Source organism: Lacinutrix mariniflava (assembly GCF_001418015.1).
Classification (GTDB): domain Bacteria; phylum Bacteroidota; class Bacteroidia; order Flavobacteriales; family Flavobacteriaceae; genus Lacinutrix; species Lacinutrix mariniflava.
Window position 1 is genome coordinate 468,475 of record NZ_LIQG01000026.1, and the last position, 24,488, is coordinate 492,962.

Annotated in this window: 19 protein-coding genes; 5 read left to right on the forward strand and 14 right to left on the reverse strand. The window is 31.3% G+C overall.

Features of this window, described 5'->3' with window-relative positions; genetic code table 11:
- Positions 1 to 167 precede the first annotated feature (167 nt).
- Together ASC44_RS09070 and ASC44_RS09075 are read left to right on the forward strand one after the other, a co-directional pair.
- Positions 168 to 1,322 (forward strand): DNA polymerase III subunit, encoded by a 1,155-nt coding sequence (locus tag ASC44_RS09070; RefSeq protein WP_055447283.1) that lies wholly within the window; start codon positions 168 to 170, stop codon positions 1,320 to 1,322.
- Complete coding sequence (locus ASC44_RS09075; RefSeq protein WP_241491423.1) at positions 1,322 to 2,242, forward strand: diacylglycerol/lipid kinase family protein; 921 nt, start codon at positions 1,322 to 1,324, stop codon at positions 2,240 to 2,242. Before ASC44_RS09070 ends, ASC44_RS09075 begins: the two co-directional genes overlap by 1 nt.
- A 4-nt stretch (positions 2,243 to 2,246) precedes the next feature.
- Here the strand turns inward: ASC44_RS09075 and ASC44_RS09080 are convergent, their stop codons facing one another.
- From ASC44_RS09080 to ASC44_RS09110, 7 genes are all read right to left on the reverse strand, one after another.
- Positions 2,247 to 4,208 (reverse strand): hypothetical protein, encoded by a 1,962-nt coding sequence (locus ASC44_RS09080; RefSeq protein ID WP_055447285.1) that lies wholly within the window; start codon positions 4,206 to 4,208, stop codon positions 2,247 to 2,249.
- A 145-nt stretch (positions 4,209 to 4,353) separates the two neighbouring features.
- Positions 4,354 to 4,866, reverse strand: a complete 513-nt coding sequence (locus ASC44_RS09085) for an OmpH/Skp family outer membrane protein (RefSeq protein ID WP_055447286.1) — start codon at positions 4,864 to 4,866, stop codon at positions 4,354 to 4,356.
- 225 nt (positions 4,867 to 5,091) lie between these two features.
- Complete coding sequence (locus ASC44_RS09090) at positions 5,092 to 5,952, reverse strand: class I SAM-dependent methyltransferase (protein ID WP_152973309.1); 861 nt, start codon at positions 5,950 to 5,952, stop codon at positions 5,092 to 5,094.
- Between the two features lie 30 nt (positions 5,953 to 5,982).
- Complete coding sequence (locus ASC44_RS09095; RefSeq protein WP_055447288.1) at positions 5,983 to 6,357, reverse strand: hypothetical protein; 375 nt, start codon at positions 6,355 to 6,357, stop codon at positions 5,983 to 5,985.
- A 49-nt stretch (positions 6,358 to 6,406) separates the two neighbouring features.
- The gene (mnmG, locus tag ASC44_RS09100; protein ID WP_055447289.1) at positions 6,407 to 8,278 is read right to left on the reverse strand and encodes a tRNA uridine-5-carboxymethylaminomethyl(34) synthesis enzyme MnmG; all 1,872 of its coding nucleotides are present in this window, start codon (positions 8,276 to 8,278) and stop codon (positions 6,407 to 6,409) included.
- A gap of 157 nt (positions 8,279 to 8,435) precedes the next feature.
- The gene (ybeY, locus tag ASC44_RS09105; RefSeq protein ID WP_055447290.1) at positions 8,436 to 8,846 is read right to left on the reverse strand and encodes an rRNA maturation RNase YbeY; all 411 of its coding nucleotides are present in this window, start codon (positions 8,844 to 8,846) and stop codon (positions 8,436 to 8,438) included.
- On the reverse strand, positions 8,839 to 12,351 hold the full coding sequence (locus ASC44_RS09110; protein WP_055447291.1) for a DUF4175 family protein: 3,513 nt from the start codon (positions 12,349 to 12,351) through the stop codon (positions 8,839 to 8,841). Before ASC44_RS09110 ends, ybeY begins: the two co-directional genes overlap by 8 nt.
- A gap of 286 nt (positions 12,352 to 12,637) precedes the next feature.
- Here ASC44_RS09110 and ASC44_RS09115 point away from each other — a divergent pair, with 286 nt between their 5' ends.
- Together ASC44_RS09115 and gltX are read left to right on the forward strand one after the other, a co-directional pair.
- A complete protein-coding gene (locus tag ASC44_RS09115) occupies positions 12,638 to 14,662 on the forward strand; it encodes a T9SS type A sorting domain-containing protein (protein WP_161805012.1) in 2,025 nt (674 codons plus the stop codon).
- Between the two features lie 170 nt (positions 14,663 to 14,832).
- A complete protein-coding gene (gene gltX / locus ASC44_RS09120; RefSeq protein ID WP_055447293.1) occupies positions 14,833 to 16,341 on the forward strand; it encodes a glutamate--tRNA ligase in 1,509 nt (502 codons plus the stop codon).
- Between the two features lie 70 nt (positions 16,342 to 16,411).
- On the opposite strand, the gene ASC44_RS09125 is transcribed toward gltX, so the two are convergent.
- A complete protein-coding gene (locus ASC44_RS09125; protein WP_055447294.1) occupies positions 16,412 to 18,235 on the reverse strand; it encodes a T9SS type A sorting domain-containing protein in 1,824 nt (607 codons plus the stop codon).
- A 56-nt stretch (positions 18,236 to 18,291) separates the two neighbouring features.
- Positions 18,292 to 18,978, reverse strand: coding sequence for a hypothetical protein (locus tag ASC44_RS09130; protein ID WP_055447295.1), 687 nt, complete (start codon positions 18,976 to 18,978; stop codon positions 18,292 to 18,294).
- Between the two features lie 108 nt (positions 18,979 to 19,086).
- On the opposite strand from ASC44_RS09130, the gene ASC44_RS09135 reads away from it, so the two are divergent.
- Positions 19,087 to 20,031, forward strand: a complete 945-nt coding sequence (locus tag ASC44_RS09135; RefSeq protein ID WP_055447296.1) for an SPFH domain-containing protein — start codon at positions 19,087 to 19,089, stop codon at positions 20,029 to 20,031.
- Positions 20,032 to 20,075: 44 nt separating this feature from the next.
- Here the strand turns inward: ASC44_RS09135 and ASC44_RS09140 are convergent, their stop codons facing one another.
- The 5 genes from ASC44_RS09140 to ASC44_RS18190 all read right to left on the reverse strand — a co-directional run bounded on the left by ASC44_RS09140 (position 20,076) and on the right by ASC44_RS18190 (position 24,477).
- Positions 20,076 to 20,279, reverse strand: a complete 204-nt coding sequence (locus tag ASC44_RS09140; RefSeq protein WP_055447297.1) for a hypothetical protein — start codon at positions 20,277 to 20,279, stop codon at positions 20,076 to 20,078.
- A gap of 156 nt (positions 20,280 to 20,435) precedes the next feature.
- On the reverse strand, positions 20,436 to 21,332 hold the full coding sequence (locus tag ASC44_RS09145) for a hypothetical protein (protein ID WP_055447298.1): 897 nt from the start codon (positions 21,330 to 21,332) through the stop codon (positions 20,436 to 20,438).
- Positions 21,333 to 21,416: 84 nt separating this feature from the next.
- A complete protein-coding gene (locus tag ASC44_RS09150; RefSeq protein ID WP_055447299.1) occupies positions 21,417 to 22,577 on the reverse strand; it encodes a GNAT family N-acetyltransferase in 1,161 nt (386 codons plus the stop codon).
- A gap of 56 nt (positions 22,578 to 22,633) precedes the next feature.
- Entirely contained in the window at positions 22,634 to 23,113 is a 480-nt protein-coding gene (locus ASC44_RS09155; protein WP_055447300.1) for a DUF1761 domain-containing protein, read from the reverse strand.
- Positions 23,114 to 23,166: 53 nt separating this feature from the next.
- Positions 23,167 to 24,477 (reverse strand): TPM domain-containing protein, encoded by a 1,311-nt coding sequence (locus ASC44_RS18190; protein WP_055447301.1) that lies wholly within the window; start codon positions 24,475 to 24,477, stop codon positions 23,167 to 23,169.
- Between the last annotated feature and the right edge of the window lie 11 nt (positions 24,478 to 24,488).

Here is a 24,488-nt window from a genome sequence, read left to right on the forward strand (position 1 = left end):
TTAAAAAAATAGCGATACTTTTTTTACACTTCAAATATATATAAATCCTATGACACCGTTTTGGGATAAAGTGTTTAAAATTGTCGTTTAAGCCAATACTTTATAAAAATAAGCGATTTCTTTTACGTTAAATTTAAACTATAACTAGTATAAACTATATTTGCTTTATGCTTTTTAGTGAAATTATTGGACAGACACATATAAAAAAACACCTTACTACAAGTGTAGATAATGGTCGTATACCTCATGCTCAACTCTTTATTGGTCCGGAAGGCTCTGGAACTTTACCAATGGCAATTGCTTATGCGCAATATGTTTTATGCTCTAATAGCGATGGAGAAAACAGCCAAGAAGGTAATGCTTGTAACCTGAAATTTAAAAACTTCTCGCATCCAGATTTACATTTTGCTTTTCCAGTTACTACAAACGATAAAATAAAAAGACATCCTGTTTCTAATCATTTTTTAGAAGAATGGCGAGATTTGTTAACCAAACAACCGTATGGAAACTTATTCGATTGGTATAAGCAATTAGGTGTAGATAACAAACAAGGTCAAATTGGTGTGGACGAAGCGCAAGATATTATTAAATCTCTTGCTCTAAAATCTTACGAAGGTGGTTATAAAGTAATGTTGATTTGGATGGCAGATAAAATGAATACTGCAGCCTCAAATAAACTTTTAAAACTAATTGAAGAGCCACCAAACAAGACTGTTTTTATTTTAATTGCTGAAGAAGAAGAACAAATAATCAACACCATTAGATCGCGTTGCCAGTTATTACATTTCCCTCCTTTAGCTGAAATTGATATAAAAAATGCACTAATTAAAAACTATAGTTTAAATGAAGCTGTAGCAATCAAAATAGCCCATCAAGCCAACGGAAATTACAATAAAGCCTGCGATTTAGTTTACAATGATAGTGAAGACACCCAGTTTGAAACCTGGTTTATTTTCTGGATTCGTGCTGCTTTTAAAGCTAAAGGAAATAAAGCTGCTATCCACGATTTAATAAAATGGAGTGAGGATATTGCTAAAACAGGTCGTGAAACACAAAAACATTTTTTAAATTTTTGTTTAGACTTTTTTCGTCAAGCATTGTTACTAAATTATAATGCAGACGCTTTAGTTTATATGGAAATTAAAAGTGAAAAATTTAAACTTGAGAACTTCGCTCCTTTTGTTCACAACAATAATATTTTAGATATTTCTAACGAACTACAAGATGCCATTTACCATATCGAGCGTAACGGTAATTCTAAAATAATTCTTACCGATTTATCCATTAAACTTACTAGATTACTTCATAAAAAATCTGAATAATGGAACATTCCAATTGGTTTGTTATCATTAACCCGAAAGCTGGAAATGGATCCGCCCTAAAACTATGGCCAAAAATAGAAGCGTTATTAAAAACTAGCAATTTTAATTTTCAATTTACTTTTACTCAATATCGAAATCATGCAACAAAACTAGTTGAAATCGCAGCGAATAAAGGTTTTAGAAATATTATTTGCGTTGGTGGTGATGGGACTTTACATGCTATTGTTAACGGCTTAATGCTTCAAAAAAAAGTAGAATCTTCAGCTATTTATGTTGGCTTAATTCCTATTGGTACAGGTAATGATTGGGCAAAAACGTATAACATTCCAAATACAATAAAAGAGGCTATTCTGCTTATAAAAAAGGACACCATAAAAGTTCAGGATATTGGTAAAATAGATTTTTTAGAATCTAAGAAACCGTCTTTATACTTTAACAATCTTGCTGGAATTGGCTTTGATGGTTTGGTGGCTAAAAAAACCGAAAAACTAAAACACCTTGGAAAGCTTTCTTATTTTATTGCTGCTTGTCAATCCTTACTGACCTTCAATAATTTTGAGGTTGAGATTATATATAAAAACAATAGGTCTACAACACGATCTTTAATGGTTTTAGTTGGGTTATGCACCTATTCTGGTGGAGGTATGCGACTAACAGATACTCCAAATCCTAAAGATGGTTTATTTGATATAAGCAATGTAACCAATTTTAATACGTGGGATTTTATTAAAAATTTACCTAAATTATATAATGGGAAAGTACAAGCTGCTAAAAAAGTAAACACGTTTAAAACAGATAGTATTTTAGTACTAAGCAATAAAAGAACGAAAGACTTTTATATGCAAACAGATGGTGAAGTTTTTAATGCCGAAAATATAAATATATCTATCTTAAAACAGGCTTTTTCTTTCTACACTTAATACTTTATAATTTTTTAATAACCTGTTTTTCTATATTAATATTCAAGATCCAAACTTGCTCTAAAAATTCGCTTTTAATAAATGCTTTTCTAAGCATGAAAACATCATAAAAATTTTCAGAATTAAAAAGATAAACATAAAATTTACCTTCAGAAACATCTTTAAATAATTTAGAATTTACACCTTTATCCTGAAGCTCTTTTTGATAATTTATAGCATAGTCGAGATTGTATAGCAAACCTGCAATTATATAATATCCTTTTTCTACTCCGTTAATTAATGATGGTTCTTGATTTAGAATACGCTTAAATTTTTGGGTTTCGTAAACATAATCTTCTTTGGTTAATAGCTTTTCGTAGTTCTCCCTATTCATTATCAATGACTTAGTATGATAATTTGATTGTTTCAAAGTAATATCTGGCTGATAAACATTTTTATTTATGGTAGAAATAATCTCTACATTTTGTTTTTTCTGTAACCAAATTGGCAATGGTTTATCTTTCTCTACTTCTACTGGCTTATAGTTTTTTGTTTCAGATAATTCCGCTTTAGAGGTATACACATCCTGCTTTACAGATAAAGGTTTTATAGTATTTTCTACTTCTTTAATCGCTATATTTTGTGACGGTTTTACTTCTGTTTCTTTAACTTCATTTGCTTTTAAAGCTAATTCTTCTTCTACCCTAGATTCACTCTTTTTTACCTTATCTTCTTTGTTTTCTTTCCTTGGCTTGCTTCGTTTTCTTCTGCCCTTTTGACTCTTTTGACTCTTTTCTTTTTTCTCTGGTTGATTATTAACAACCCTATTTGTTTGTTCTACTTCTATCGTTTCTACTACTGCGTCACTATTTTTTTCTTCGTAAAAAGACTTACTAATCTCGGTTTGAAAAGCGGCAAAAAACAAATAAAACCTATCAGATTCGGTATTAAACGCCATTTCAATTTCAGTAGTTGTATTATCTATAATAGGTTGAGAATCGTTTGGTACATTCATAGACACAATATCAAAACCTAAGGTGTTTTCACTACTAGGATATCTATTATTAAAACCCTCATTATCGTACGTTATTTTACTATTAAAAAAATTATTACTAGGCCTTAATTCCGTACTTAAAAGCGATACTCTTTTCGCTAAAGGATTAACTAAAAGACACTCATCTTCTATTAACGCAGAATCTCCTTCTAAAGCCGCAAACGTGAGTGTTGTCTTTACTTCTCCTTTCTCTAACGCCTTAAAATTATTAAATTTTAGTTTTAGAGGTGCATTATTAACATGCGCAAACCCATTATAAGTGGTAATATATTTTGGGTTCTCTGAAGGCTTTTCATAAACAACATATAACAACCAACCAGCAGCACTTCCACCAGAAACGAAACCTTTAGTTGCCTTTACATTTGCAACTGTATAGTCTCCATTTACTGTGTCAGCATTTTTAAGTAATCTAGTTACATCTGCAACGCACACATAAGGTGAATTTAAAGCAAAATCCGTGTTTTGATCGCCATCGAAAATTACAGTTCCATTAATCTTTTTATAATCACCATTTGGCAATTTTAATTGAACGTTGTCAATAGCATCTCGTTTACGAACTCGCTTACCTTGAAACAAAAACTGACCATTAGATTCTTGTCTATAGCCTTGCTCATAACTATATGTTGCGCTCCAATACAACGCAGCATAAATAATTTTTTTATGATTATCAGGTAGCTTAAGGCTCGCAGAACTGGAGCTAAAAGTAGAGGGATCATTATCAATATCAACAAAGACCATATCAATATCATCATTGGTTAGAGATGTATCGTTAAATGGCTCTTTTACGTCTTTACTTAAGATGTTATTTCCTATAACAGTTGCGTCCCCATAAATATAAAATTCGTTTTGAACTTTAAAAGGAACAGCCTCTTGAGCATATAAAAGCCCACAAAAAGTAAAGACAATGAAACTGAATGGTAAACAGTTTTTCATCATCTTAAATAGAATAATTAATAGCGTTAAATTATTACGTTAAATATAGGTAATTATTTAAGAGTACTGAAATATAAGAGTTTAAGGCATAAAAAAAGCGCTAAATGGTAGTTTAGCGCTTTTAATAAAAAGTAATATAGTCTAATTATTTTCTATACTTAGAGTCTATTTCTTTAATCATTAAGCCTGACAAATCTGATGCTTCATCACCGTAAAGGATGTTACCTGTAGATTCGTTAGCTCCAATAATAAATTTGTAGCCATTTGCCTTACCATAATCTTTTACTGTAACTTTCATTTTAGAAATCACAGAGTCTATATCCGTTTGGTAAGCTGTTTGCAATTGCTGTTGTTCTGTTTGCATCATTTGCTGAAACTGCTGTGCCTTTGCTTGAAACGCTTGAACTGCTTCTTGCTGCTTACTTTGAGACATTTTAGCCACCTTTGCTTGTAGTGCTAAATATTCGGTTTGGTAACCTTTACCTATACTATCTGCACGTAATTTAAACGATTCGTTTAAAACATCGTATTTAGACTCAATATCTTTTTTCTCTTGTATATCGTTAATCACTTTTGCATTATCAACAAATCCAATTTTTTGCTCTTGGCAAGATGCGAATGTTATTAGAACGATAACCGCTAATACTATTTTTTTCATTTTAAAATAATTTTATGTTTTGAGCAAAAATAGAAAAGAGAAGTAATTTATTCGCAAAAAATCTTACTAAAAGGCTATTATAAGAATTTATTATAGACATTTCTAGCAACAATAGTTTTTTATTATCAAAAACGGGCTCAAATAAAGCGTTTTAAGGCTCTTTCTAAAAATTGACAACTAAATATACGAATGAACACAAAACAAAAGAATTAAGATGTCTAATATTCAGTTTTTACTGTTTTTTATCACATAAATAAGCGAAGAATACTCTCCAGAGCGTTTTGCTTTGATATTAGAACGCAAACCAATTAAAAATGCTGGTAATAGTTTTAAGAAACTTCTTTTATATTTTTCTGAAAGTAAACTAACATAAAAAGAATCGAAAACCATAGGAAGTGTCTTCTCTACTTTCATGCCTTCTTTTAAGAAAAGTTTAGAAATTGAATCTTTAGAAAAGTGCCATAAATGTCTTGGTACATCGAAAGCAGCCCAAAAGTTTTTGTAATGCAATGCGTCGTAACTTTTAAAGTTAGGGACAGCAATTACCAAAGTTCCATTTGGTTTTAATAGTTTTTTTAATGTTGCGACTTGGCTCTCTAAGTTTGGTAAATGTTCCAAAACATGCCATAATGTAATAACATCGAAGCTTTCATTTATATAATTTTTAAGTTCTTCTGTATCTAAAACAGAATTACTACAACTTTTATTTGCTATCGCTCTAGCCTTTTCATTAGGTTCTATTCCCGAAACTTTCCAGCCATTATCTTGTGCCGTTTTTAAAAACGCTCCTGTGCCGCAACCAATATCTAGCAGTTTTTTTTCTTCGGATTGAAATGAATTAATAAGTTTAAGTTTTCGTTTTAATGAAATATTACGAATAAAATGATACACTTTCTCAAACAAATTACGCTTGCTATTTGTATGAGAAATGTAATCTTCACTTTCATAATAACCAAAAAGGTTGTCTAAAGATGGCTGAGGCGTTGTTTCTAAAAAGCCAAATTCCTTGTTAATTATTAACTGAAATTCTTCTCCTGAAACAGAATGATCTTTAACTTTAATATATGTTTTGTTTACCTTATTCACAGAAATAATATATCTATTTAGTGTTTTAATTTATTTTATAAACTCAGAAATTTCATCAATAATCGATTCCATCATTTTTTTGTGTACATAATAACCGAAGAAAAAGAAGACTAATGGACATATTATTCCGAAAGCAAAACCAACATTCTGAATCATTCCAAACATAAAAACAAAGAAAAACAGAATACAAAAAACCAAAATATAGTCTTTAAATTTAGCTGTTATTTCTACTTCTGAATCATTTAAATCACAAGTGAAATTATAAAATACTTGATATTTAATTACAATCGTGTCATCTATAATTACCGTTTCACTACTCTTAAATCGTCTTAAACAGGTCAATAATTCATCACTGTTTTTATTAGTCTTAATTGATTTACGAAGACTAAATTTATTAAAATTCATTTAAAACCGACATCTGTTCCACGTGGAACAATAATTAAAAACCACCTATTTATCGACCCATAAAAACTAAAAGAACAGAAATATCTGCTGGTGAAACACCACTTACTCTTGACGCTTGAGAGATAGTTACAGGTTGTATTTTGTTTAATTTCTCTCTTGCTTCTAAGCTCATCGATTGCAACTTTGAGTAGTCGAAATTAGCAGGAATTTTTATGTTTTCTAAACGAGAAAGTTTGTCTGCATTGTTCTTTTCTTTGTCAATATAACCTGCATATTTAACTTGAATTTCCGTTTGTTCTATAACCTCTCTATCTAAATTATGTTCATTTATATAACTGTCTACCGATTCAATTTTACGCATATCATCAATAGTAATATTTGGTCTAGCAAATATTTTATGCATCTTTCCTTGCTGTTTTACAGGCGCAGAATCTTTGGCTTCTAACACAGGATTTGCTTCTTCTTTTGTAACACTTGTGTCCTTAAAAAACTGTACAAATTTATCAGAAGCATTATGCTTCTCCTCCATTCTACGAAGACGTTTTTCGCTTGCTAATCCTAAATCAAAACCTTTTGGCGTTAACCTAATATCTGCATTATCTTGCCTTAATAACGTTCTATACTCCGCGCGCGATGTAAACATTCTATAAGGCTCTTCTGTTCCTTTAGTAATTAAATCATCGACCAAAACACCTATATAAGCTTCATTACGTTTTAATATAAAAGGATCTTTTTCTTGAACTTTTAAAGCTGCATTTATACCTGCCATTAAACCTTGAGAAGCTGCTTCTTCGTAACCTGTAGTTCCATTAATTTGGCCTGCAAAATACAAGCCTTCTACTAGCTTAGTTTCTAATGTATGTTGTAATTGTGTTGGTGGAAAATAATCGTATTCGATAGCATAACCAGGTCTAAAAAACTTTACGTTTTCAAATCCAACTATAGAACGCATGGCTTTAAATTGAACATCTTCTGGTAAGGATGTTGAGAAACCATTTACATACATCTCAACTGTATTCCACCCTTCAGGTTCTACAAACAACTGATGACTATTTTTGTCTGCAAACCTATTTATTTTATCTTCTATACTCGGGCAATATCTTGGTCCAAGACTTTGAATTCTTCCATTAAACATTGGCGAACGATCGAAGCCTTCACGAAGTAAGTCGTGAACCTTTTCACTAGTATGACCTAGATAACAAGAACGTTGATTTTCTAATGGTTTTGTAATATCTAAATAAGAAAATTTTTCTGGAATTGCATCTCCAGGCTGTTCTACCATTTTAGAAAAATCTAATGACCTCCCATCTACTCTTGGAGGTGTTCCAGTTTTCATTCTACCAGATTCAAAACCTAAATTAACAAGCTGTTCTGTAATTCCAGTTGCAGCTCTTTCACCTGCTCTACCTCCTCCAAAATTTTTATCTCCAATATGAATTAAGCCATTTAAAAAAGTTCCATTAGTAAGCACTACAGATTTTGCACGAACCTCAATTCCTAGAGATGTTTTAACGCCAGCAATTTTTCCGTTCTCTACAATTAACCCTGAAACCATTTCTTGATAGAAATCAAGATTTTTAGTTTTCTCTAAAAGCAATCTCCAATCCTCTGCAAAACGCATTCTATCACTTTGCACTCTAGGACTCCACATTGCAGGTCCTTTAGATTTGTTCAACATTTTAAATTGAATAGCAGAAGTATCACTAACAATTCCACTGTAACCACCAAGCGCATCAATCTCTCTTACAATTTGTCCTTTTGCAATTCCTCCCATAGCAGGATTACAAGACATCTGTGCGATGTTTTGTAGATTCATCGTAATAAGCAAAGTCTTGCTTCCCATGTTTGCAGCCGATGCAGCAGCCTCACTTCCTGCGTGACCACCTCCAACAACAATAACGTCGTAAATTTCGTTAAACATAAATTTCTGTAATTGTTCCACGTGAAACATTTGATCAAATCAAAGTTTCTAATGTGGTTTTATATTAAATAATTTAGATTTTAATATTAATTGTTCCACGTGAAACAATTTTTATCAAAACATAAAAGTTCGCAAATATACTGCGAATTAGTGAATTCTATTTAAGCGTATTAAGATAGAAGTTTTCTTTCTCTCTCATCAACTTTGCTTCCTCTTCTGTTTTGTCTTTATATCCACAGTAGTGCAAAATACCATGAACCAAAACACGATGAACCTCTTCTTGAAAAGTTACCTCAAAATCTTTTGCATTATCCGCTACCCTTTCTGTAGAAATAAAAATATCCCCTTGTAGCGTTTTTCCTACTGAGTAGTCAAAACTAATAACATCGGTTAATGTATCGTGGTTTAAAAAGTCTACATTTAATTTATGAAGATAATCATCATCACAAAACACATAGTTTATCTCGTCCTCTTTGCAGTTCTCAGAAGTTATCACTGTAGATATCCAATTAGAGATTTGAGTCTCGTTAGGAAGCTTAAAATCGTTTTCGTAGTTAAAACTAATCATTTTTCTGTTTAAAATACTCTTGTACTTTTTGTTTATAAATTTGTTGCAAAGGTAAAGCTTGCTTATTCAATATTTCTGTAGTATTAAAATATTCTTTAGCTTTTGGAATTTGATTGTTCGTATTATTTGAAAATTCCTTTTTATTTCTTCCAGATTTACGCTTACTTTCTTGTCCTTGTTCTAAAGCCGCTTTTTCAAGTTTTAAAAGCTGATGCTGAATATTATTCATTTTAGAAAGCGTTTCATTTGTAAAACCATTATTAATAAGATCACCTTCTACATCTTCCATTTGTTTTAAAAGTTCTTTAGCTTCAGCAGAAGTTCCTTTGCCTGCCTTTTCATCTTGAGCTAACTTTTCTTCTAACGCTTGACGAATCATTTGTTGCTGTTGGTAGATTTTATATAACTCACCATTTACATCTTCATTAAAGCCATCTTGCCCTTTTCCTTGACCACCTTTACCTTCGCCATTACCTTCTCCACTTCCTTCGCCCTCACCTTTTCCGTCTTTCCCTTTTTTCCCTTTTCCTCCTTTACCATTCTCTCCTTCTTCTCCACCTTCACCTTTGTCACCTGGTTTTTTCCCTTTTCCAGGTTTGTCTCCAGGTTTATCTCCTGGCTTATCTCCAGCTTCACTTCCTTCTCCATCCTTAGGCTTACCGCTTTCACCTTTCTTTGTACCTTCTTCCATCTTTTTATTAAGCTCCTCTTGACTCATAATAATATCTGGAAGTGGTATTCCTCCTTCTCCTTGACCTTGTCCTGGTGACGGCATTCCCATCGCGTTTTGTAATTGATCTAAAGCGTTACTTAAGAAATTAGCCAAATTATTAGCAGAAGTTACAGTATACTGTTGGGAAGCTACACCTTTATAAATATTATTCTCTGATAACTCTGCCATAGCCTTATCAATATTAAAATAAACATCAGAAATCTCTTTATTTACTTCTTCCGAAATTTTTGGCTGACGCAGTGCCATTGCGAATAAACTATCATCTACGTGCTCAAAATGAGTACGCAAATCTTTTTGTTTTCTTAGATACGTAGCATATTCATTATGGTTAACCTCTATACTTCTAAACTGTTTCATTAATTTTTCTTCATCAAAGGAGAACAATACTAAATTATCTAAAATTTGACGTAACATTTCAATATCCTCTTCTAAAGCATCTTTAGAAGCTTGTCCCATTTGAGCCTGCATTTTCATGCTCATTTCTTTCATTTTTTGAGCAGCTGCTTTTTGCTTTTTCTTAGCTTTACCATTCTGGCTCTCCTTTTGCTCTTCGCTTGGCGACTGTTCTTTTTTATCTAATTCTTCTGAGGCATTTTCTTGATCTTCTTTTACATTATCCTCTTTATTTTCATCTCTAGGTAAATCTACCGGTTTCTTTAGCTCCTTATTATCTTTCTCTAATTCGTCTAACTGCTTTTGGATGTCTTCAAACTTCTTATTAAGTTCGTCCTGTTTCTCTTTCGTGTTTTCCTTTGGCTTTTCGTTAGCCAACTTATCTTGCTCTTTCGCAAGTTTATCTAACTCATTACCAATCTTTTCCATCTTTTTACTCACGTAATAACGCTTAGTTAACTCAAGCATTTGCTCCAGACTTCTTTTTTGGCTTTTAGCTTTCTTTGCTAACTTTTCTAATTTCGCAGTAAATTCTTCTTTATTAATTTTATCTTTTAATTCTTCTAACTCTTTAATTAGTTTTTCGTCTTCTTTAAGCTGCGCTTCATTTTCTTTTAAACGCTCTTTTAAATCTTCTTTAAACTGATCTTTCTCTTCATTATCCTTCTGAAACTCTTCTAAATTATCTTGAAGCTTTTTATTAAACTTCTGCATCATTTTATCTTGCTCCTTTTGACGCTTCATAAAATTCTGAAACTTCTTCTTATCATTAAAATTAAGTTCAGATTTTTCTTTTTGCGTTTTAGATAACTCTTCTAACTCTTCTTGTTGCTTATCGAAATTATCTAAAGATTTATTTAAATCTTGTATCGTTTCGCTTTGCTCTTGCAACTGTTTTTTCTCCTCCTCGTCTGCTGTTCGTTTTCTATAACTAAAGACACTACTTTTTGTACTCTTATTTTTCGCTACAGCATCGTTATCGAAAACCTCGAAGTATAAATCGTAACTGGTACCTTCAGTAATATCTAAATTATTTGGAAATGCACTTACAAACTCACTAAAATTAGATTTTGAAATAGTAATAGGAACAATCTTTTTATCGGTATCCTTTCCGGTAGGATAATAAACTAATTGTAACTTATTAAGTCCGTAATCATCGCTAACTTTTCCGTAGAAATACAAAGATTGCTTATCTAGCGAATCTACTTTAGACTGTAGTTTTAACTCTGGATATTGATCGCGAACCACTTGAATATTAAAGGCCAAATTCTCGTAATCTTTAAGTTGCTTATTGCTTGTAGCAATACTATAATCTAAATTACGATACACGCGTTTTCCTATAGAAAACTGTCCGTTTTCATTGCTTTTAAACTGCGTAGTGTCTTTAGCATAAAGTGTAGCGTAATCTGTTGCTTTTGTTCTTAATTTCCAAGTAATACTTGTTCCTGTTGGCACAACCGCGTTTCCTGTACTTTTTAATACTTCATCTCGCTTATTTGTATAATTTGGATAATTTAAAACCATATCGAAACCTAATAAAGTTGGTACTGGAGCAACCGTTATTGTATATGGTTTTGACGTTACTTTATTTGCCGATAAATTAAAAGTGATATTGTTTTTAGGTTGCTCGAAGACATACTCGAATGCTCCTACTCCACGTTGTTGCAAATAGTAGGTTTCGTTATTAAAAGAAATTTGCGCATTTTCTGGGACAACGTCTCCTGCTGTTTTAACAATTAATCGAAATTCTTTATTCTCGACCGCTTGCAAATCTTCGTTTAAAACAAAAAACTGAAAAGGTGCTGGAGGTTCATAAGCGGTTTGGTAATTTACTACGCGCTCATAACTATCGCTAAACCAATTTAATTTTCCAGAAATGGCTGTAATTAAAATAATAAGCAACGGAATGGCTGCATATTTTAAATATTTAGCGTTTTTCTTGAAATTAATGGCTAGTTTAAAAGGAACTGGAGTTAATTCGGCAGATTTTTGATCGATACTTGCCAATAACAACTCAGAATCTGAATTTGTGTTTTTTAGCTGAAGTACATTCAATAATTTATCATTAACCTCAGGAAAATGATTACCAATAAGTTGAGAAGCGTCTTCGAAATTTATTCCTTTTTGAAGTTTGAATAATTTTGCTAAAGGAAGCGCGATAAACTTAGAAAACAAGGCAATTTCGACAACTATAAACAACCAAAATAAAATGGTTCTTGCTATTGGACTAAGCCATAAAAAATGCTCTACTAGTAATGTAAAAAGTAAATACAACAGGCCAATACTAAAAAACAGAATCACACCTTTAATTAACTCATTAGTGTAATATTTTCTAATAAACTGCTCTAGTTTAGATTGTATGTTTTTAAAATTGTTCATTCCTTGTTCTTACTATAATCTGATAACAGCTAAAAATACAGTTTTATTTTTTTCTTTTAACAAATATGCATTAAAACTTCTTCTATTGTAAAGAACGATCTCTTTTGTTTAAAAAAATTAAGATTATTACTTGTTACACTTAATCTATTGAAACTGTAATTTAATAAACTAAACTAAACGGTTTACAAATTAATTGTTTCATAACCACTTGATTATCATGACTTTTGATTTGTGGCGGAAACCGAAAAGCCAAAATTATAGAGTAGGTAAATTAAAACTATTAATCATGAAAAAACAACAACTATTATTTTATCTGGCATTTATAATGTCGATAATGACACTGCAGGCACAAAACTCCTTTTGTGAGCAATTTAACCAAAATGCAACAACAGGACTACAATATCCTGGATGCACAGGTACAGCCGTAAACAATGTCCTTGACAATTGGGGAACAATTAATGCTGGCCTTAAATATCAAAACACCGGTAGCCAAAATGGAGCTGGAGATAATTTTTTAATTTTAGATGATGGAAGCTGTGGTAATGGTGGAAGTTGGGCATATAATTCTACTGATTATTCGGGAAACTGGATGCAAATGGTTCAAGACGATGGATGTTTTTGTTATGATTTTAAATCGTTTCATGTTCAAGTTGGAACTCAAAACGGAAATTCTTTAAGAATATATAATGGCTCTGATCCACTTAATACAACGTTAATAGCAACTTTTGTATTAAGTATACCTTTAGATACAAGCTTAGGATGGGTAAGAATTTGTGCTCCTATAGGATTAAGTGATTCTTCAGGAAACCTTCCAAGTAATAGTGATGGGCAATGGGTAATAAATACTTCGAGTTCGTTAGATTGGGATAACTTAATTACAAATGTAAAAGGAATAGGTTATTATATAGACGTTGGTAGCGGAAACGAAATATACGGTGTAGATAATATTTGTATAAGCGAAGACTGTGATAGTACATTAGTTGTAAACGAACCTACAAATGAAGGTTCATACTGCTGTGAAGGTGAAAATTTAGTAAAAAATGGAAACTTTGAATTTGGCGATACCGACTTTAAGAGTGAATACAACCAAACCACTGCAACATATCCTGGAGAATATGATGTAGTAACCTCTGCATCTAATTTTAATGCGTCTATTACAGACCATTCTTTTTGTGAAGATTCTACGTTATATGCTAATAACGAAAACTTTATGGTTGTAAATGGAAGAACGCAACAACCAACTGGAACAACATCTGTAATATGGGAACAGACCATTTCTGTTAAACCTGAAAAAAACTATAAACTTTGTGCTAATTTTAAGAATATGCCACAATGTACTTTTGATATATTTCCAGAAATTCAAATTGAAATTAATGGTGCATTATATCCTTGGACTAAAATTGATACGGATGCTACAAATCCTTGCGATTGGCAACAAATTTCTGAATGTTTTACAGGAAACGGCGAAGAACTAGTTGTAAAAATTCATTTAAAAGAAGATGGAAATGGAGATGGAAACGATTTAGCTATAGATGATATTTCTATACAAGAAAAACTAAATCAAGAACTTAGTTTAACGGTTCAAAATCAAGGATACCCACAACAAACTACAGCATCTATTAACAGTATTTCTAATACAGACGATGTGCTATTAGTTGGTGAACAATGCTTAGAACAGACTAATGGAAATCAATATTACTGGTTTGTTTACGAGCTAACATCTTTCCCGTTTAACCCACCAATTGATAACTCTAATATGGCACCAAACTCTTGGTCTTGGTCTAGTAATTTAGGTGGTTTTAGTTCTCAAGGACTACCTGCATCATCAACAAATCCTGCATGGAGTTTAACTACAAACTTTCAAAATTATAATTTTGAAAACAATAAGTTATACGTTATTGGTATGTATGTTCCTTCTTGTTGCGAGAGTTGTTATGATGAGGCTTGGGCTTACCAATTAACATTAAATGGCGCAAAAACAAGCGGAACAAATGGTGATACTATTTTTACAAAAGAAGCTAGAGACTACTTAAGGTCTATGTTTAGAGAATTTAATCAAGATAATACGGAGTCTATTGACGAAACAGGAGTTTTAAGTGTATATCCAAACCCGAGTAATAATGTAATAAATATAAAATCTAAACAGGCTATTAAATCTTATACTATTTTTGATATGTTAGGAAAAAAAGTTATAGAGAATGTTACAGATAAGAAACAAATTAATGTTTCTAGTCTTCAAAGTAATATGTATTTTATAAATATTGAAACCGAAGATGGAAACATACAATCACTAAAGTTTATAAAACAATAAATTTTAATATTGTGTCATCTAAAAAAGGTTGACCGTTTGTAATTTGAAAACACACATTAATTAAAACCGATTGAAGTTCGCTTCAATCGGTTTTTTAATTTAATCTTAGTGTTCCGTTTTTTTTGTACTATACACATATCAACATATCTTTGTAAATTAATTTATACAAAATGTCTAAAAACGTTCGTGTGCGTTTCGCACCAAGTCCAACAGGACCTCTACATATTGGAGGAGTAAGAACTGCTCTTTTTAACTATTTATTCGCTAAAAAACACAACGGAACTTTTGTGTTACGTATTGAAGATACAGACCAAAACCGTTATGTTGAAGGTGCCGAAAAATATATAGTAGATGCTTTAAACTGGTGTAATATTCCTTTTGATGAAGGACCAGGTAAAAATGAAAAATTTGGACCTTACAAACAAAGTGAACGTAAGCATTTATATAAGCAATATGCTGAACAATTAATTGTTAGCGACAATGCTTATTATGCTTTTGATACTGCTGAAACTTTAGATGCTAAAAGAAAAGAATACGAAGCAAACAAACAGACTTTTATTTATAATTGGCACAACCGTTTAGAGCTTAGTAACTCTTTATCGCTTTCTGCTGAAGAAGTACAGGCTAAATTAGATAATGGAGACGATTATGTTATTCGTTTTAAATCGCCTCAAGACCAAACATTACGGCTTAAAGATATTATTCGAGGAGATATTAAAATAGATACTAATGTTTTAGACGATAAAGTTTTGTTTAAAAGTGATGGTATGCCAACGTACCATTTAGCAAATATTGTAGATGATCATTTAATGGAAATCTCTCATGTTATTCGTGGTGAAGAATGGTTACCTTCTTTAGCATTACACATGCAATTGTATACTGCATTTGGTTGGGAAGCACCAGAATTTGCACATTTACCATTAATATTAAAACCAACAGGAAAAGGAAAATTAAGTAAGCGTGATGGAGATAAATTAGGCTTTCCTGTATTTCCATTAGAATATACTTCTCCAGATGGAGACGTCTCTAAAGGTTATAAAGAAGAAGGTTATTTTGCAGATGCTGTTATTAATTTCTTAGCCTTTTTAGGATGGAATCCTGGTACAGAACAAGAGATTTTTAACTTAGATGAGCTTATTGAAGCTTTCGATTTAAAAAATGTGAGTAAATCTGGAGGAAAATTTAGTCCAGATAAAATAAAATGGTTTAACCACCATTATATGCAAGAGCAAAGTGATGATGAATTGGCTGAAGCTTTTCAAGCAAACCGTTCTGAATTAAAAAGTATTGATACAAGTTATATTGCAATGGTTGTAGCTTTAGTAAAAGAGCGTGCAACGTTTGTAAACGACTTTTGGGATTTAAGTAGCTTCTTCTTTGTTGCTCCAGAAAGCTTTGACGAAAAGGCCTCTAAAAAAGCATTTAAAGACGAAACTAAAGACTTAATGACGCAATTAGTGTCGATAGTGTCTGCTATTGAAGATTTTGAAGTAGAAACACTTCAAACAGAAATAAAAGGTTGGATTACTGGAAACGATATTGGTTTTGGAAAAGTAATGATGCCTTTACGTTTAGCTTTAGTTGGCGCTTTACAAGGTCCAGATGTTTTTGATATTATGTACATGATTGGTAAAGCTGAAACGGTGAAGCGTATTGAGAAAGTGATTTCAGTTTTATAAAAAACAGAAATATATTGTATAAAAAAAGCGAGCCAAATGGCTCGCTTTTTCTTTTTACAAAATCTAATATTTACTCTTTAATAAATTTTAATACAGCATTTACTCCATTAAACTTAATAAAATAAGTTCCTGTAGAAAGATTAGAAACATCCATTGTATTAGCTGTTGTATTTATTGTTTGGTCTTTTACTTTTTGACCTAACATATTAAAAACACCAACGCTATAGTCTTCTTTTATATTCTTAAAAGTTATTACGCCTTTTGTAGGATTTGGAAATATTGAAATAGTATTTACAGCAAACTCATCTACACTTAAACTACAGGTGTAAGCAGGTAAATTATAACCTTGGGCAGTAAACCTATTTGTTATTGCTAGAATATCGTCACAAGTATAACCATGAGCAGTTCCCATATCTATTGCCGCTTGTCTTACTGCAATGGCAGCGTTTTGTTGGTTGGTTCCGCTATTAGTCATACCAAGACCTTCTAAAAAAGCTTTATCTGTTTTTTCACGACCTATATCTTCCCAAATTTCCATTAATGTCGTTGCCCACATTTGTCCATCTGTGTGAATTTGCCCTGTTAAATTTGTTGGATATTGTCCAGTATAAACAGTTGTTCTTCCTGGCCAACAAGCGTTGTGTCCATCCCATCCAAAAACCCAATTTCTAGCAGCATCACTAGCAGACCATTGTCCTAAACTTCTTTTATAAGAGTTAGCCCAATAATCTCCACTACCTTCACTTAAACCGTTTACTTGAGATAAACCTCCATTAGTAATCCAATCGTGTAAACCGTGACCTAATTCGTGTAAAATTACATCGGCATCTTCTCCGTCGTCAACACAACCTTCACCAAAAGTTAATCTCTCTGAACCTTGAAAATATCGAGAGTTATCAGCACCATTCTGCCCTGATGGATCAGCTCTAACACCTGTATTGTATGCATTTGGCATTAAACCGATCCCTAATGTATTATTAATATATCGCATGCTTTTATCAATATGATAATACACATTAACAGCCTCAAAACCATCTTGCTGTCTATTGAAATTAAATGTACTTGAAGACTGGCTAAAAAGGCCTTTAGATGGCGACTCGAAATCAACAATTTCTGCAAAAGGGCCAGTTAAAAAAAACTGTCCTCCTGTTTGAGTAATATCTAACAATGTTACAGATGTTCTAGCAGCATCTAAAGCTGCATTTGTCGCATCATTGCCATCTATATATTGCCCGCCATAAGCACTTGTAGTTGCTGTTAATGGATCTGTTTCGTAAACAAAACCACTACCATTAATCAACATTATACTGTTTGTTTCAATAGCTCTTTCTTTCTTTTTATCTTTTTTGTCATTATAACTATGAGATCTATCAATTACACTTAGTATTTCTCCTGTTTGCGCGTTTACCACAACTTCCCAACTTCCTAATGGTGTTTCCTTTGGTTCTATTGTTATAACATAAGCTAAAACAGTGGTTCCTGTTTTATTATAAATAAAAAGTTCTCTATTCTCAAAATCAACAACTCCAGCATTTAGGTTTATTAAAGCAATATCGAACGCTTGCTGTTCTGAAAGACTTGGTGTTATATTAATTGTTTCAATAGAAGCATCATAAGTACTCGCATGATAAGACACTTTTTTATTATTTGAAACATGAACAGTAACCTCAGCATTGAAAACCTGCACTCCATTCATCATTTGATAAAAACGAAATGTTTCACCAGACAAACCAGCTCTGCTAAATTGCATATCCAACGTATGATTATCTTGAATATTTAATTCGTGCTTATTATTTTCTAACCAATTCCTCGCAATGGTTTCTTTTTCACTTTGTGCTAAAATTGTAACACAACTTAAAAGTGTAAATACGGTAAAAAGTAATTTATTCTTCATTTTAAAAAACTTGAATTATTTATATAAAATACTATTTGCAAGTTAGTTACATTTTATTAAAACGTAATCATGGCAGAGAAAGTAAGCATAGACTGGTTACCATTAAACTTCTTATCACTTCCTAATAAGTCTAAATCATTATTAGAATTTAGAGCATTTAAGGTGTTTAAGAAACCATAAATATATTGGGCTTTAAACTTAATTATACTAAATCCTGCGGTTAAGCCTATTGCTCCATTTACATTAAAGTTTGAGATATCTGTAATATCGTTAGCTGTTAAAGCATTGTAATTAGAAATTATAAAATTTTCTTGTTGGTCGTCTTTTAACTCAAGATCACTGTTGTATTGTAACATTGGTCCAAAATCTAACGTTAGGTAGCTTCCGGCTAATTTAGCATGCCACAAAAAGGCAAGTTGTGCAGTAAAAACCTTGTATTCCAATTCTTTTGTAGATAAGTCTGTATTGCTTGTGCGTCCAGAAATTCCAATAGTATTCTCTGAAAGTTGCATACCATAACTTGCGTTGTACCATTTGTGCGGAATGTCTACGGTAGCGCTCATTCCTCCAATCCATCCATCACCTTTTGTGGTTTGAAAATTATCTGTAATAATATCAAATTGCGTTAAGCCACCAAACAAACCGAAGCCGTTTTTAATGTCATAATTTTTATGTTGCGCAAAACTTTTTGTAACGAAACATAGCATAAGTGCTACTAATAAGGAAAGTTGTATTCTTTTCATCTTTAATTTGGGTGTTTACGAGCAAATATAACTTAATTTAGTATTTCAATTTTTATAAACCTTAAAAGCTGAAAGCTTGGCTTTTATCTAACCATTTAAAAAACTGTTATGGGAAAAATTATTCTTATTCCGATTATACTTTTCGGTCTTATCATTTTAATTTCGGGAATATTTACTGTAAAACAACAAACTGCAGCTATTGTAGAGCGTTTTGGTAAATTTCTTAGTATTCGTCAATCTGGATTACAATTTAAAATTCCGATTGTAGATAAAATTTCAGGGCGTTTAAGTTTAAAAATTCAACAATTAGATGTTATTGTAGAAACAAAAACTAAAGATGATGTATTTGTACGTTTAAAAGTTTCTGTACAATACAAAGTTATTAGAGATAAAGTTGAGGATGCTTTTTACAAATTAGATTATCCGCATGATCAAATTACCTCTTATGTATTTGATGTTGTACGTGCAGAAGTACCAAAAATGATACTTGATGATGTGTTTTTACGTAAAGATGATGTTGCCATTGCAGTAAAATCTGAACTTAACGAAGCAATGTCTGACTATGGTTACGATATTATTAAAACCTTAGTTACAGATATCGATCCAGATGCACAAGTAAAGGAGGCAATGAACAGAATTAATGCTGCAGATAGAGAAAAAACTGCTGCACAATATGAAGGTGATGCTGCAAGAATTTTAATTGTTGAAAGAGCAAAAGCTGAAGCAGAAAGTAAACGTTTACAAGGACAAGGTATTGCAGACCAACGTCGTGAAATTGCACGTGGTTTAGAAGAATCTGTAGAAGTGCTTAATAAAGTTGGTATTAACTCTCAAGAAGCTTCTGCTTTAATTGTAGTTACACAACATTATGATACTTTACAAGCTATTGGTAGCGCAACTAATAGTAACTTAATTTTATTACCTAATACACCTCAAGCAGGAAGTAATATGTTAAACGATATGGTTGCTAGTTTTGCTGCTAGTAACGAAATTGGTGAAGCCATGAAAGAGGCTAAGCTTAATAAAGAGAATAATAAGTTAGATAAAGAATAAGATAACTCTAGCTTAAATAAGCTTTATAAAAAAACCAGAAGTAACTACTTCTGGTTTTTTTTTGCTTTATCTAATATGGTTTGTAAACTATCTAAATAGTTTTCTAGATCTTGTTTTTCTACTTCCGGGTTTTCCTTTGATGGAATGGTTTGAGGAATTTCATCTAAATGTTCGTAAACTTCAGGAAATTTAGTTTCAATCTCTCTTGTTATCGTACTAATTTTAGTAAGCAGTTCTCTGTTTTTCATAATTTAAATATTTCTACTTAATTTATAAAAAAAATGCCTTCAAATAAAGTTTTAGCTGTTAATTAATACTTAAAAATTAATCATTAATACCTTGAATTTCAGTATTTAAAAAAATATAATTAATTTAACTTCTATTGTATTAGTATAATATCTCTACTATTCTAAAGTTATTTTAGAGGTAGTCACTAATAAATCTCCATCAAAAATATTAACAGTATAAGTTCCTTTTTCTATATCGTTATTTTTATTAAAAGTAAAATAATCGCAAACCTTTAAATTTTCATTTTTATACAGAAATGTTGTTTTATAAGAATACTCATTATCGTTATTCTCTATTATTAAAGCTTGATCTTTAGATACAATTACAGTATTATTTGGATCTAATATTTGAATGTATAATGCCTTATTAGTTTCTTTAATTAAAGTATTTTTAGCTATAGAATAGCAAATTTTAAATTTATCTACACGTCTAGATTTTACTGTTAAAACCTCTTTTCCTGAAGACTTTTCTTTAATACCTTCTATTCTTAAATCGAATAAATTTAAAAAATTAGCTTCTTCTATCTTTTTAGTTAAACCTTCCTTCTCTTCAGCTAAAACCTCTTTTTCTTTAGTAAGCGCAGTATTTATTTCTTTAGAATTCGATAATTGTTTCCTACGTTTAGTAATCGCTTTTACTAGTAAGCTGTTATCTTGTTTTAATTCTTTATTCTCTCTTATTAAGTTTTTAAACTCGCTATCAAGTTCTAATTGTCTCCTTTTAAGTTGGATTAAAGCTTTGTAGGTTGGTTCTATAACTTTTATAGAATCTATTAAATTTTCTATTTCTAATTTAGCAGCTTCAAGCTTTACATCCTTTTCTTCAGTTTCAATAATAGCCCAATCGTATGCTTTATGCATGTGCTGTAACTCCTTTAAAACAAGTTGTTTTTCGGTTTCTAGCGTGGTATCTACTTTTGGATCCGGTTTAATTGAGTAAAATCCAAATCCGAAAATAATTAATGCTAATAATGTTAATCCTCTTCCTAATTGCTTTCTGTTATTTGTAGTCATGATATTTATATTTAGTAGTTTAAAGTAGTAAGACAATCTAAAATATGATTACCCTACTTTTTAAAAATATAATTACTAAATATATTATTTAAAAGGATGTCTCTCTACCCATTTTGTGACTGGATTTAGATACTTAAAAATTATTTGAAGTACGGAGTTTGCTATAAAATTAGTATGTTTCATGTATATAAACATAGCTTTGGGTTTTGCTCCTACAGAGCTTTTAATCTCCATTGCTGTTCTTGCATATATAATAGCTTTAACATTGTTCTCTATTGCAAACTGCGCCATATCGTACAGCATATTTAAATATAATTGATGCTTATATTGAAACTCTGGATTATAGCCTAAAAAGTAAGTTTCTAGCGCTTGGTTATTAATTATTAAGGTGAAGAAACCCACGAGTACTTCATCTATAAAATAACCGAAAACTTTAAAGTTATCTTTAAGTTCTCCTTTTAAAAGTTTAAAGTGATTTTTGTTTAAAATGAAAGAATTTACACGTGCATTATCAGATACATTTTTATACAATTGAAATATTTCTGACTCTAAAGTATTTAAATCTTCAGCCGTTAATTCTCTTTTTACTATTCCTTTTCCTTTTTTTCTAGCCGATTTAAAACGATCGCGATATTTTTTGGTAAAAGCAGCAGTATAATCTTCTAAAGCATTCCAAGATTCTGGAATATTAAAAACCATATTGGGCTGCACTTCTACTTTGTATAGTTTATTAGATTTAAAAAAGGGTTGATTATTATGAATTGTATCTTCTTGAAAATAGTCTTTAAAGGCAATTAGTCTTACTTTCTTACTCTGCTTCTCTTTTAAATCTACTGTTATGGTTTTAATTGCAATAGATAACTGCTCTAGGTATTGTTTATAACTTATGGCTTCACTTTTAAAAAACAAACCATGTTGTCCAGTATGCATAATGTTACCAATAACTAAGGTGTTACCTTTTACTATTTTAGATATAAGCTGTTTAGATTTTCTGGTGATTAGTTTATCGTTAGCATTTCTAAAAATATCTTCAAGATACATCTCTACACGTTGTATTATAGCTATTCCAACGAGCTCTTCTTCCTTAAAAACACCAAGATACTGTGAAGTAATGTTTTTAGGCGAAGATTGCTCTAAGGCGCTTAAAAATGCTGTTTTTAAAAACACATCATTAGTAGGTAAAGCATTCCAAGACTCTGGTAGCTCTTTAACTTTATTGTATATTTTAATGTGTAGTTTGTCCATAAAAAAACTGATGGTAAATCCATCAGTCTCATTTAATATTTTATAAAATTACAATATTATCTCCAACCACAAACAATTGCTCCCATAATTGCTAAAGAAACAATCCAATAACCTGAGTTTATAAAAATGTATTTCCAACTTTTACGCTCAAACATTCCATTAATTGCAATTACTGGAAAGAATAAAAATACTCCTGCTAAAACACCATGTAAAGCACCATGTCCAAAAGTTCTAAATTCGTTTTTATACTCTTCCATAAACGCTTTATAGTTTATAGTTTCTCCCAATTCTCCTTGCGCTAAACTATATGCTCCCATTTGGTGCGTTGTTAAGCTTTGTAAAAAGAATGCTAAAACAAAAGAGAGTAACAAAGTAAGACCAAAAATTAAAGCCATGTTTCCGCCTTTCATTTTTTCGGGTGTCATTTCTGCTTCGCGCATCCAAGCGTTTCCAAAAAGCTTAGGATTATACCATAAAAATCCAAGAATAATAGGTGCTATAGCAGCTACGGCTATTGCTAAAAAATTAAATTCCATATTTAGTAATGTATTAGTTAGTTGCTTTAAATATACGAAAAAGTAGAATACGTCTACCAACTACCGCTAGCTCCACCTCCACTAGAACTTCCTCCTCCTCCAGAATAACTACTACTTGAAGATGATGAAGACGAATAACTTGAAGATCCTGAAGATGAATAACCTCTAGAAGAACCTCCACCTCCTAAACCAGACAAACTTCCTGCCATTTTAAAGAATGAAAAACCGAAGGTAAGTTTCTGACTGCCCCTAATATCTTTAATAGCGATCCAAATAGAGATTATATAAACCACTATATAGATAACTATAATAAACCCTAAAAAATACAACGGTGTTAGGCTGGACATAATAGCATTAATATCATTATTAAAAAAAAGTTGAATTCCAGCTACACCCATAAAAAAAAGAGGCATTAAAGTAAAAGCAAAACCACCAAAAAATGGAAAAAGTGTAAAAGGAAAAACAAACAGAAAATTTAAGATACCTAGCTTACCAGTAAATAAATTAGTAAAAACACTAATCGCAAATTTAAAGGCCATTTTTAATATCACTAACACACCAACTGCAACGAAAACGGATAAAAAACCAACAAATATTAAACCTAAAAGTAATGAAACGGAAAAGGTGTAGAAATACAGGATGACACAAAATCCTAATCCTAAATAGATAAGAAACTTAGTTTTATGATCTTGATATAATTGCTTTATTTTAATTTTTCGTTTACCCTTTTTAACAACAAGTTTGTTATAGCCATAAAATCCTAATAAAAAATATACAACTGTTAGAAATAAAGAAACAAAGAATTTAGTAACATTACTTACTTCACTAGAAGAAGTTTCTTCTACTTCGGGATAATAATTAGAAAATTCTTGTTCGTAACGCGGATTATCTATAAGTCTAATCAACTGTGATGTTGCAACATCAATACCATTAAAATAATTGCTCTCTTTAAAATTTGGAGTTATAATATTTCTTATAATTCTAGAAGCCAAAGCATCTGTAACTATGGGTTCTAAACCATTACCAACCTCAATTCTAACCTTTCTATCGTTGCGAGAGATTAAAATTAAAAGCCCATTATCAATCTCTTTCTTACCAAAGCTGTTTCCTTCTTGATTAAATACGGAATATGCATAACTTTCAATGCTATTCCCATTTAATCTATCTATAGTTAAAATAACTATTTCATGAGATGTTTTAGCCTCGTAAGCTGTAAGTTTTTGCCTTAAATATTGTGCTTCATCTACACTAAAAATAGCAGCGTTATCAGTTACCATATCTGATATAACAGGATACTCTTGTGCTGTTATGTGTTGAATACTAGCAAAAACAAGGAGAATTACTATTTTTATTTTTTTCAACATTTAATACGTTC

Bases quoted from the DNA above. Each gene is read 5' to 3' on its own strand.
- ASC44_RS09070 (WP_055447283.1), top strand. From the start codon at position 168: ATGCTTTTTAGTGAAATTATTGGACAGACACATATAAAAAAACACCTT.
- ASC44_RS09075 (WP_241491423.1), top strand. From the start codon at position 1,322: ATGGAACATTCCAATTGGTTTGTTATCATTAACCCGAAAGCTGGAAAT.
- ASC44_RS09080 (WP_055447285.1), bottom strand. From the start codon at position 4,208: ATGAAAAACTGTTTACCATTCAGTTTCATTGTCTTTACTTTTTGTGGG.
- ASC44_RS09085 (WP_055447286.1), bottom strand. From the start codon at position 4,866: ATGAAAAAAATAGTATTAGCGGTTATCGTTCTAATAACATTCGCATCT.
- ASC44_RS09095 (WP_055447288.1), bottom strand. From the start codon at position 6,357: ATGAATTTTAATAAATTTAGTCTTCGTAAATCAATTAAGACTAATAAA.
- mnmG (WP_055447289.1), bottom strand. From the start codon at position 8,278: ATGTTTAACGAAATTTACGACGTTATTGTTGTTGGAGGTGGTCACGCA.
- ybeY (WP_055447290.1), bottom strand. From the start codon at position 8,846: ATGATTAGTTTTAACTACGAAAACGATTTTAAGCTTCCTAACGAGACT.
- ASC44_RS09110 (WP_055447291.1), bottom strand. From the start codon at position 12,351: ATGAACAATTTTAAAAACATACAATCTAAACTAGAGCAGTTTATTAGA.
- ASC44_RS09115 (WP_161805012.1), top strand. From the start codon at position 12,638: ATGAAAAAACAACAACTATTATTTTATCTGGCATTTATAATGTCGATA.
- gltX (WP_055447293.1), top strand. From the start codon at position 14,833: ATGTCTAAAAACGTTCGTGTGCGTTTCGCACCAAGTCCAACAGGACCT.
- ASC44_RS09125 (WP_055447294.1), bottom strand. From the start codon at position 18,235: ATGAAGAATAAATTACTTTTTACCGTATTTACACTTTTAAGTTGTGTT.
- ASC44_RS09130 (WP_055447295.1), bottom strand. From the start codon at position 18,978: ATGAAAAGAATACAACTTTCCTTATTAGTAGCACTTATGCTATGTTTC.
- ASC44_RS09135 (WP_055447296.1), top strand. From the start codon at position 19,087: ATGGGAAAAATTATTCTTATTCCGATTATACTTTTCGGTCTTATCATT.
- ASC44_RS09140 (WP_055447297.1), bottom strand. From the start codon at position 20,279: ATGAAAAACAGAGAACTGCTTACTAAAATTAGTACGATAACAAGAGAG.
- ASC44_RS09145 (WP_055447298.1), bottom strand. From the start codon at position 21,332: ATGACTACAAATAACAGAAAGCAATTAGGAAGAGGATTAACATTATTA.
- ASC44_RS09150 (WP_055447299.1), bottom strand. From the start codon at position 22,577: ATGGACAAACTACACATTAAAATATACAATAAAGTTAAAGAGCTACCA.
- ASC44_RS09155 (WP_055447300.1), bottom strand. From the start codon at position 23,113: ATGGAATTTAATTTTTTAGCAATAGCCGTAGCTGCTATAGCACCTATT.
- ASC44_RS18190 (WP_055447301.1), bottom strand. From the start codon at position 24,477: ATGTTGAAAAAAATAAAAATAGTAATTCTCCTTGTTTTTGCTAGTATT.